General features: G+C 27.8%; 8 protein-coding genes and 1 pseudogene. 3 read left to right on the top strand and 6 right to left on the bottom strand.

Annotation, left to right across the window (positions count from 1 at the left end):
• The 4 genes and pseudogenes from ACIQ66_RS10445 to ACIQ66_RS10430 form a co-directional block, all read right to left on the bottom strand.
• Positions 1–591: pseudogene (locus ACIQ66_RS10445) on the bottom strand (hypothetical protein); the annotation flags it as partial.
• A gap of 5 nt (positions 592–596) precedes the next feature.
• A complete protein-coding gene (locus tag ACIQ66_RS10440; RefSeq protein WP_396212740.1) occupies positions 597–1,520 on the bottom strand; it encodes a glycosyltransferase family 2 protein in 924 nt (307 codons plus the stop codon).
• Complete coding sequence (locus ACIQ66_RS10435) at positions 1,517–2,311, bottom strand: glycosyltransferase family 2 protein (RefSeq protein WP_396212739.1); 795 nt, start codon at positions 2,309–2,311, stop codon at positions 1,517–1,519. The genes ACIQ66_RS10440 and ACIQ66_RS10435 overlap by 4 nt, the downstream gene beginning before the upstream one ends.
• A gap of 3 nt (positions 2,312–2,314) precedes the next feature.
• Complete coding sequence (locus ACIQ66_RS10430) at positions 2,315–3,085, bottom strand: glycosyltransferase family 2 protein (RefSeq protein WP_396212738.1); 771 nt, start codon at positions 3,083–3,085, stop codon at positions 2,315–2,317.
• 65 nt (positions 3,086–3,150) lie between these two features.
• Here ACIQ66_RS10430 and ACIQ66_RS10425 point away from each other — a divergent pair, with 65 nt between their 5' ends.
• The gene (locus tag ACIQ66_RS10425; protein ID WP_396212737.1) at positions 3,151–3,870 is read left to right on the top strand and encodes a polysaccharide deacetylase family protein; all 720 of its coding nucleotides are present in this window, start codon (positions 3,151–3,153) and stop codon (positions 3,868–3,870) included.
• Here ACIQ66_RS10425 and ACIQ66_RS10420 read toward each other — a convergent pair.
• Positions 3,862–4,620 (bottom strand): glycosyltransferase family 2 protein, encoded by a 759-nt coding sequence (locus ACIQ66_RS10420; RefSeq protein WP_396212736.1) that lies wholly within the window; start codon positions 4,618–4,620, stop codon positions 3,862–3,864. The genes ACIQ66_RS10425 and ACIQ66_RS10420 overlap by 9 nt on opposite strands.
• 32 nt (positions 4,621–4,652) lie before the next feature.
• Here ACIQ66_RS10420 and ACIQ66_RS10415 point away from each other — a divergent pair, with 32 nt between their 5' ends.
• Positions 4,653–5,471, top strand: coding sequence for a glycosyltransferase family 2 protein (locus ACIQ66_RS10415; protein ID WP_396212735.1), 819 nt, complete (start codon positions 4,653–4,655; stop codon positions 5,469–5,471).
• Here the strand turns inward: ACIQ66_RS10415 and ACIQ66_RS10410 are convergent, their stop codons facing one another.
• On the bottom strand, positions 5,472–6,536 hold the full coding sequence (locus tag ACIQ66_RS10410; RefSeq protein ID WP_396212734.1) for a glycosyltransferase family 9 protein: 1,065 nt from the start codon (positions 6,534–6,536) through the stop codon (positions 5,472–5,474).
• Positions 6,537–6,679: 143 nt separating this feature from the next.
• Between ACIQ66_RS10410 and ACIQ66_RS10405 the strand changes: the two genes are divergently transcribed.
• Positions 6,680–7,435: a lipopolysaccharide kinase InaA family protein gene (locus ACIQ66_RS10405; protein WP_396212733.1), complete on the top strand. Its 756-nt coding sequence runs from the start codon at positions 6,680–6,682 to the stop codon at positions 7,433–7,435.
• Positions 7,436–7,474: the final 39 nt, after the last annotated feature.

Here is a 7,474-nt window from a genome sequence, read left to right as displayed (position 1 = left end):
CTTACTTTTGTTCCTATTTTGAACAATTATCTTTTTTCTATAATTTGAAAGCCTATTTGTAAGTTTTAAAATTTCATCAATTCTCTCATCTAAAGCACCAATAAAAAAAACATCATATTCATTTTCAATTTCCTGCAATGTTTTATAATAAAAGTTGGTTAAAAAAGTTAGATTGTGTTTTTCAACATCTTTTTTTTCAAAACTATACTTGACGTCAAAAAAAGGTAGGGTCCGCTCGTATCTTGGTATGTTTTTAAAGCTATCCCAATAATAAACAATTGATTTTTTTGCTCTAGATGTTATAAATTTTAACTCTTCATTAAGTAATAAATCGGGGCAAATAAAAAAAACAATGTCAAATTGATCAGATGGTTTGATTGATGAAATATTTTGTTTACTAGCCCATAATTTTTTTAAATTTTTTTTGAAGAAAGTCTTGTAAAAAAAATTTTTAAATTTTTGAAAAACATTTTTGTATTGATAATCTTTAAAAACAATAGTAGTTAGTTCGCAATCGATGTTCTCTTGAATACCTTTTTCAATAATTTTATATATTCCGTAATAGTCTGGACAAAAAAATAAAATTTTCATATATGTTACTCTTTTGTTCTTTGTTTCAATTTCAACGATTTACTCAAAGGTACACCAATTAATAAAAGGAAGAATAGACTCCAATATTTTGGTTTGAAAAAACTTTTAAAAAAATATTGTATTCTTAATTTATTCAAAACAATTTGATACCAAAAATAACCATAATGTTTTTTAATCACATATAAATAGGAAATTTTATGCTCTTTTTTTATAGCTATTGAACTTTTTGTACTTGCTCCATGATAATGAATAAACTTTGCATTAGTAATCATGTATGCCATTTTGTTTATTTTTCTTAAGCGTATACACATATCTGTTTCTTCGTAATATAAAAAAATAGTAGGGTCAAAGCCACCAATTTTTCTATAGTCATCTGCTCTCATCATCATAAAACTTCCCGCGACAAATTGACCTTTTTGTTTTTTGGTAATTATATCGGTTCTTGATGGATATTCTATCGGATTTATTTTATGCATTAATTTTCGACCCAGAAATTCTTTCATTGGTGATGCAAAATAATCTAGTGTTGGTAATAAATCTCCTCTCTCATTGTGGCATAGCGGTCCACAAATCCCTATAGATTCATCCAACTCTATCTCCTTTTTTAGAATAGAAAGGCAGTCATTTTCTAATAAGGAATCATTATTTATAAAAGCATAATATCTTGCTCTTGCAAAAGAAACGCCAAGAATGTTTCCGCCTCCGAAACCAGTATTGATTGGACTTCGATGAAGAATTATATTTTCGTTTTTTAAGTGAATTATAAAATTTGAAAGAGATAAATAATCTGTTTCATTAGAGTTATTATCAATAATAACAAGTTGCAGTTTTATTTCATTGGATGTTTTTTCCAAAATACTCTCTACACAAGAAATAGTAAAATTACTTGAATTGTAGTTGATAAGAATTGCAGCTATATCAAACATCATAAATATTGATTTATTCCTTTTTCTATAAAAGTTATTTTTTTTTCTGTTGTTTGTTTCTCTATTTCGTTATTGATTTCAATATGACTTTTAGATTGTTCTTTGTGATAAATATGATAGGCAAGACCAGCAAATTTCAATCGTTTTCCCAATATTCCAATATTATGCAATCGTTGAATCATTTCAGAATCATCTATTCCCCAACCAACTAAATTTTCGTTGAAACCATTTACTTTAATAAAATCTTCTTTCCAAAATGACATATTGCATCCTCTCAACTTTGGTGAACGGATGTCAGTTTTTTTTGAAAAATTCATTAAAAAAGGAATTCGTATTGTTCGGGTTCTTTTTTTAATCCCTTTTGAAAAAAAATTAAAATGAACGGTTTTTTTACTAAAAATGGATTCTAAATTATTTTTCTGAATATTTACTCTTGAACCAAATAAATAGGTGCCTTTTTCTGCAAAATTCAAATGGTCTTTTACGAAATGTTTATTCATTATAATATCTCCATCAATCTCAATTATATATTCATATTTAGCTTTTGCAATAGCTTTATTCATTATGGCGGGCTTTCTGTTTTTCATATCTTCGTGCCAAACATGAATAAGCGGGACAGGAAATTTTTGTTGATACGTTTTAATTAACTCTTCAGTTTCTTTTGTAGATCCATCATCTGCAATTAGTACCTCATTTGGCAGAACAGATTGGTTCAAAATACTCAATAGCAGCAAGTCTAGCGCTTCGGGCCAATTATAAGTAGGAGTTACTAATGTACATTTAGGAATCATCATAATTTACTCAATTTTTCTATAACGCATCCACAACTGCAAATATCTTTTAAATACTGAAAAAGAATGAATATAGGCCAAAATAAACCCTTCTTTTCCATCAAGAATTCCTAGTCTAAAAAAATACTGCCACATGAAGCGATACAAAGGTCGGAAGAAAAAGTGATAACCATTTGGGCGGACTTTTTTATTATATAAATTTTCAGCTTGTAGTTTGCTGTACAAATTTAACTTGTCGTTATAGTTGTCAAAACTTTTGTAACTATAATGATTTAAACTATTTTTTAACAAGCAAATTTTACCAGCGGCTTTAATTTCTTCATGAACTAAATTACCGTTGTATTTACAATAGTTTTTATTGAATAAGCGAATGGCTTTGTCGTTTTGCCAACCACCATATTTGATGTGCTTTCCCATGAAAAAGAAATTTCTTTTTACAAAAAAAGCAACAACGTTTTTTTTAGAATTTGCCTTAGCAATTATTTCTTTTTCAAGCTCTTTAGTAATTATTTCATCTAAGTCGAAGAAAACTATCCAATCGTTTTTGGCCTTACTTATTCCAAAATTTCGCTGTGAGGAAAAGTCTTCAAACTTGTTCTGAATAACTTTTGCTCCCATACTTTCGGCGATAGAAACTGAATTATCAGTGCTTTGAGAATCAATAAGGATAATCTCATCTGCAAACGACAAACTTTCAATATATCGTTTTACATTGTGCTCTTCATTATAAGATATGGCTAGGGCGGTTATTTTGGTGTTTTCGTTTTTTTTGGTCATAAATTCAACGATATGTGCTACAAAGATACTATTTTTACATCAGTTTTTTTCTAAAAATATAAATTGTGGCTAATTTACCTGTTTTAATGTATCATAACGTCAATCCAACATTGAGTGCTGGCTTGACAATTTCTTGCGATAAGTTAGATGAACAACTTGCTTATTTATGTAAAAAAAAATACACTTTTTACTTTGCTTCTGAACTTGTTGAAAAAACAGATTTTGCTAATAAAAGTATAGTAATTACTTTTGATGATGTCACTCAAAATCAACTTTTGTATGCGCTGCCGATACTTAAAAAGTATAATGTAAAGGCTACTTTTTTTATACCTTTTGGTTACATAGGTAAAACCGATTTATGGAATAAAAAAAATGGTGCTTCTCAAGAAAAAATAATGACTGTTGAACAGCTCAAAAGCATAGATTCAGGTTTGGTTGAATTTGGCCATCATTCTTTTAACCATAATCGTTATAGTCAACTTTCAAAGGAAGAAATTCTATATGATTTTAAAAATAGTTATGAAGCTATAAAACAATCACAACTTAAAGTTTTTCCAATATTAGCATATCCTTATGGTGATTTTCCCAAAAAAGGAATTAAAAAAGAAGATTTTTTTGATTTACTTGAAAAGAATGGAATTAAAGCTGGTTTCAGAATTGGTAATAGGGTGAACAAACTTCCTATTAAAAGTAAATATGAAATTCAAAGAATTGATATAAAAGGTGAAGATAGCTTGTTGGCTTTCAAACTAAAAATCAGGTTTGGTAAATTGCGATTATTCTAACCCTTTTTTTATCAAAAGCATTTTTACATATCTAGAAAAAACACCATATGCATCAATTGTTGCAACTGCTAATCCTGGTATGCCATCAAGAAATCCTTTTCTAATTATGTAGGTATGAAAAAAGCGGTAAAATGGCTTAAAAATTAAATGAAAATAGGAAGCTTTTTTATTTCTTTCAACTTCCATTTTTGCTTGAAACCATGCGTACGAATTTTTCTTTTTTATATAATGAAATAATCCTTTATAAGTATAATGAATCATAAAATTAGATAGCAGACCAACAGTTCCTTTATGAATCAATTTTTCGTGTACTTCACCTTTAAAATAAATAGAATCATTTTTAACCAATCGAATTACTTTGTTTTCGGTATGATATAAAAATCTATTCATATAATAGTGAGGAAACCTTATTTTATAGGCATTGTTTTTAGGGTTATTTATAGTTTTGGTAATTTCATTTTTAAGCTTTTCAGTAACTCTTTCATCTGCATCAACAAAGAGAATCCAATCACCTTTTGCAATTTTAATAGCTTCATTTTTTTGATTTGAAAAATTATCAAATTCACGTTGAATAATTTCACAATCAAACTGTTTGGCTATAGAAATTGTATCATCAGAACTAAATGAATCTATAACAATAATTTGATTAGCAAAAGAAACAGAATGCAAACAATCGAAGATATAATTTGCTTCATTTTGAGTTGGAATAATAACTGTTATAGTTGACATAATGAATTTACTTGAGTTCAAACTTAGAATTTTTTTTTTATCTTTGCAACGTAATGAATAAAGATATTTCCATCATAATAAGTACCTATAATTCTCCAGAGTGGTTAACAAAAGTTCTTTATGGTTATAATGCGCAGACTTTCAGGAACTTTGAGGTTGTAATTGCTGATGATGGTTCTGACGAAAAAACAAAAAAAATTATTTCAGAAATTCAAAAAGAAGTTTTTTTTCCCATTTATCATGTTTGGCACGAAGACAATGGTTTTCAAAAAACAATTATTCTGAATAAGTCAATTTTTGCTACTACTACCGATTATATTTTGATGACAGATGGTGATTGTATTCCAAGAGAAGATTTTATAGAGCAGCATATAAAGAACAGAGAAGAAGGTTACTTTTTATCTGGAGGATATTATAAATTACCAATGAAAATATCTAAACAAATCTCCAAAGAAGATATTTATTTAGGAAAATGTTTTGATATAAATTGGTTAAAAAAGAATGGAATTAAATTTTCTTTCAAAAGCTATAAATTAATTGCCGTTGGTATTAAGAGTTGGTTTTTTAATTTTGTGACAACTACAACTCCAAGTTGGAACGGACATAATTCTTCGGGATGGAAATCTGATTTTTTAAAAGTTAATGGTTTTGATGAGCGAATGCAATATGGTGGAGAAGACAGAGAATTTGGTGAACGATTAATAAATAAAGGTATTAAATCTAAACAAATAAGATATTCGACTGTTTGTATTCATTTGGATCATGCTCGTAGTTATGTAAAGCCAGAAATGATTGAAAAAAACCTTCAAATTAGAAAAGAAACTAAAGCTAATAAAAAGGTGTGGACAGAATTTGGAATTAAAAAGGAATAATTATTTTAAATAATCACCCAAAAATGGGTTTAATTCTGAAATAATCATTTCAGGAGTTAATTTTAAGTACAATTCCCTCGGATTTTTTTCTATTTCTTTGTTTTGTTCGTAAGACAATTCAGAAATAGCATTGGGTAGAAAATCTAATAAATGAACAGATTTATGAAACTTACCATCTTCAAAACTACTCCAATCATCTTTATTTATATAGGGTGAAAAAATGGTAAATGTTGGTTTACCAATCGCTTTTGCAATATGAACAGTTCCTCCTTCATTAGAAACTAGTACGGCACATTTATTCATCAAAACAGCAAAATCTCTTATAGATGGAGCATATAAATCTAAAATAATATTGGATTTGTTTTGACACAAATTATATATTTTAGTAGCTTCTTCTTTTTGATGTGGAGCATAATTAAATAACAAATAGCAATCAAAAGTTACAGCAATATAATCAATAATTGTTGCAATATAATTATAAGGCATCGATTTTTGAGGTGTGCTTCCCAAAATACCAAGCATTATTATTTTTTTATTTTGATAGTTTTCTGGTACTTCAAATTGTTTTTCTTCTTCGGTTAAGAAGATTTTTGGCTCATAGTCAATATTGGTAAAAGTATCAACTTGTTGTAACAAATGAATTCTGTCTTCAATAGCTTTGCCACAAATATGACTTTTCTCTTTCAAAATTTCAACAGGATTTGTGTAATAACCCAAATTACCAAGTTTTTTTCTGCTTTTATGACCAACGGTGATTTTTGCACCACCAAATTTGCAAATCAATCTACTCTGTAATTTAGAATAGGGGTCAAAAATGATATCATATTTTTCTTTACGAACTTCTTTTATGGTTTTTATTAATTTTTTAAACTTTTTAAGCTCTTTTTCATTTATAGAAATTAGTGAATCTATGTTAGGATTATTTTCAATAACACCATGTGTAAACTCATAAGCCATTAAATGAACAATACTAGTTGGGTATTTTTTTTTGAAGTTGTTGGCAATAACCGAACTTATTAGTACATCACCAATACGTTTATTTTGAATAATTAAAATTTTCTTCATTTTCAAGTCACTTTGTAAAGTCGAAGCTTTTCAAGTTAAATTTTTAAAATTTTGAAAATGCCCAACATTAAAATAATATGTAAAGCTTTTACAAGTGCAAATTACTATTTTTTTATACATTTACCCAACTATAATTTACAATTGTGCAAATATCTATAAATACGAAATACAAATACCTTGAAAATTCTATCTATCAGATAGTTACTGATTTTTTTGAAAAAGGCGAATGGATTGTAAAAGGTTCACGTAATAGTATCAAATCGAATTTTTTAGAAAATGAAAAGGTTTCTATTAAGTTTTTTCAAAAACCAAGTTTGCTGAAATCGATTATTTATTCTTTTTTTAGAAGTACAAAAGCAAGAAGGTCTTACGAATACGCCAATTATTTATTGCAAAATTCCATCCAAACGCCATTCCCAATTGCATATATTGAGAATAAAAATAGTTTTGGATTGCTACTAGACAGTTATTATATTAGTCATCATATTGACTATGATTTTACTATTCGCGAACTTATTCATGATCCATTTTTTGAAGAACGTAATCTGATTTTAGAAAAATTTACCGAGTTTACTTTCAAGATGCATCAGGCAAAAGTGAATTTTCTGGACCATTCTCCGGGTAATACATTAATAGTAAAAAATGGAAAAGGTGATTATGACTTCTATCTGATTGATTTAAACCGAATGAAATTTGAAAACCTTTCAATAGAACAACGAATGGATAATTTCAAAAAGATGTGGCTTTCTAAACAAATGATAAAAGTGGTAGCCAAAAAATATGCCGAGCTTTCAGGCGAATCAGAAGTGAAATTACATAAAATTCTTCTTGAAAAAACTACAAAGTTCAAAAGAAGAATTACCAAAAAGAAATACTTAAAACGCCAACTAAAAAAATAAGCTCCGAAGTAAATCGGAGCTTATTTTATTTTGAATTCT

It is taken from the genome of Flavobacterium sp. (genome assembly GCF_044377315.1).
Classification (GTDB): domain Bacteria; phylum Bacteroidota; class Bacteroidia; order Flavobacteriales; family Flavobacteriaceae; genus Flavobacterium.
This window is presented reverse-complemented; position numbering and strand designations above follow the sequence as displayed.

Bases quoted from the DNA above. Each gene is read 5' to 3' on its own strand.
- ACIQ66_RS10440 (WP_396212740.1), bottom strand. From the start codon at position 1,520: ATGATGTTTGATATAGCTGCAATTCTTATCAACTACAATTCAAGTAAT.
- ACIQ66_RS10435 (WP_396212739.1), bottom strand. From the start codon at position 2,311: ATGATGATTCCTAAATGTACATTAGTAACTCCTACTTATAATTGGCCC.
- ACIQ66_RS10410 (WP_396212734.1), bottom strand. From the start codon at position 6,536: ATGAAGAAAATTTTAATTATTCAAAATAAACGTATTGGTGATGTACTA.
- ACIQ66_RS10415 (WP_396212735.1), top strand. From the start codon at position 4,653: ATGAATAAAGATATTTCCATCATAATAAGTACCTATAATTCTCCAGAG.
- ACIQ66_RS10430 (WP_396212738.1), bottom strand. From the start codon at position 3,085: ATGACCAAAAAAAACGAAAACACCAAAATAACCGCCCTAGCCATATCT.